The 2,039-nt window shown below is 34.3% G+C and carries 2 protein-coding genes and 1 pseudogene; 2 read left to right on the top strand and 1 reads right to left on the bottom strand.

What is annotated here, in order from left to right:
- Positions 1 to 163: 163 nt before the first annotated feature.
- Positions 164 to 286: a hypothetical protein gene (locus HE1_RS10060; protein ID WP_278243467.1), complete on the top strand. Its 123-nt coding sequence runs from the start codon at positions 164 to 166 to the stop codon at positions 284 to 286.
- 104 nt (positions 287 to 390) lie between these two features.
- On the opposite strand, the gene HE1_RS05465 is transcribed toward HE1_RS10060, so the two are convergent.
- Positions 391 to 1,518 (bottom strand): extracellular solute-binding protein, encoded by a 1,128-nt coding sequence (locus HE1_RS05465; RefSeq protein WP_006295731.1) that lies wholly within the window; start codon positions 1,516 to 1,518, stop codon positions 391 to 393.
- A 237-nt stretch (positions 1,519 to 1,755) separates the two neighbouring features.
- On the opposite strand from HE1_RS05465, the pseudogene HE1_RS07605 reads away from it, so the two are divergent.
- A pseudogene (locus HE1_RS07605) lies at positions 1,756 to 1,986 on the top strand (helix-turn-helix domain-containing protein).
- Positions 1,987 to 2,039: the final 53 nt, after the last annotated feature.

The raw sequence follows: 2,039 nt of genomic DNA on the forward strand, positions 1-2,039 counted from the left end.
CTTTCAAAAGACTTTTTGAACGATTAAAAAAATGGAAAATTTTATTTTATTGCTTAGATCATTGGGCAGGTTTTAATAAAATCATTCCAAGCCCCCGCCTATTGCAGGGAAAAGATAGAACGTTTTCTATTGAACAAAAGTAACGCTCCACACCGCCATTGGTTTGCAAGATTTCTCCCCCCTTGCAAACACACGATCACTTGAAATGCTAGAGGGAACACTGCATATTTTTTCGGAACTTCACGTTAATAAAACTTTGAAAATTAATCATATTATCTTTAATTAAAGGTCTCCAAAAATTATCAGTGAAAAATGCAGTTGCAATAAAATTTAATTTATGATTATCCTAGGTTTAAATATTACATGTAAATTATTGTCTAATGCAATGTCTTATTCGTCCTCAGATCCATCTGAAATAGGTAATTCAACATTTTTTTCTCCCATTAAATCTAGCCACAAATCTGAAATATATCGCGTTAATTCTATAGAAGGAAGAAAATCTCCATGAAATTTTTTAAAGTGTTTTTTATCAGGAAAAATCTCTCTATTCTTTAATAGTTCCGGGAAAATCCAGGGATGCGAATGCGAAGAGGTGTTTGCAGTTTTTAATGCGTTACTAATCGCGGCCATGTTTTTGGGCCTTAAAACAAAATTGATAAATTTATGCGCAGCTTCTATATGAGTTGCTCGTTTAGGAATGGCCATCATATCAATAGTCATCATTACACCTTCTTTAGGAACAACATAACAAATATTCACAGAAGGAGAATACTGCTTTCCCTGAAAAGCAGCAAGTGCAATATTATCTGAAAATCCCTGCAAAATGCTTGCTTCCTGCGCAAGCAGAGTATCTTCTTGCCGTGCATTTTGAAACCTGGTGATAAAAGGGCGAATTTTTTTAAGAAAATCGTACGCCTGTTTCCATAATTTTTTATCGGTACTGCAAGGATCTTTGCCCAAGTAAAGCAGAACTGCTTGGAATACGTCTTTTGCATTATCTAAAAGATAAATTCTGTAAGAAGAAAGTTTGCGAATCACTTTATAATCAAATATCATTCCCCAAGTGCGCAAATCTTTTACTCCAGAATTAGAAATTTTGTCTAAATTGACTCCAAGCCCTACAGACCCAAATAAGTAAGGAACCCCATAACAGTGCTCTGAGTCAATGCAAGAAACTTTTTCAAGAAATGCAGAATCTATATATTTTAAATTAGGAATTTGTTCTTTTGATAGAGGGCGGAAAAGTTTAGCCTTAGTTGTACGTGCAAAAGAAGGCCATGCAGTAATTATTACCACATCATAGCTATTCTCCATGCACAAATCCGTTTCTAAAATTTCTTCACTTTCATACGTATCATAAATGGCTTCTATTCCTGTTTCTTTCTGAAACTCTTTTAAAAGCTCTGGTGGAAAGTATCCTGCCCATCCATAAATGTACAGCACCTTCTTACTAGATTTACATCCTGGAAGAATAAGCGTTCCGAAAAAAAGTAAGAAAATTAGAAATTTATTAAACATTAAAAGACCGAATGCTTTCGCTTTGATTTGCTTCTTGAAATACTATCAAATTTCTTGATTTTTCACAATCAGATAAAATGTATGGTTAGCTTTATCCTATTGATTTAAATAAAAAAATATATTTAGAACAATTTATAAAACATTGAAATTTTGAAGATTTTAACTAAAGATATTTTTCGTTAGGATTGGTAAAGGATGTCTTTTAAAAGTCTCTAAAAATGATTGTATGTAAATTTTGTGAGTGTTCGGATTGCTTTAAAAGCAGTTTTTTTCGAGAGAGCAAGCGGTGCAAATGTAAAAAATGTGGAAAAAATTTCATGAGGTGTGCCTGAGAAAGACAAGCTCCAAGCCCTTGTTTTATACGCAAGCGGCCTTTCAATGAACCGAAGTGCTCAGCGTTTTGGTGTCAGCGTGAGCGCTGTTTTGAAGGGGGGCGGTCACCTTGGGAGGCTATGCGCCAAAATTTAGCCATCCCCAGAAGACAAAGGTATTGTCAAGGAAGTCAATGAATTTTGGTATAA

This window comes from Holospora elegans E1, from assembly GCF_000648275.1.
Taxonomy (GTDB): domain Bacteria; phylum Pseudomonadota; class Alphaproteobacteria; order Holosporales; family Holosporaceae; genus Holospora; species Holospora undulata_A.

Excerpts from the sequence above, each read along its gene's own strand:
- HE1_RS05465 (WP_006295731.1), bottom strand. The coding sequence starts at position 1,518 with ATGTTTAATAAATTTCTAATTTTCTTACTTTTTTTCGGAACGCTTATT.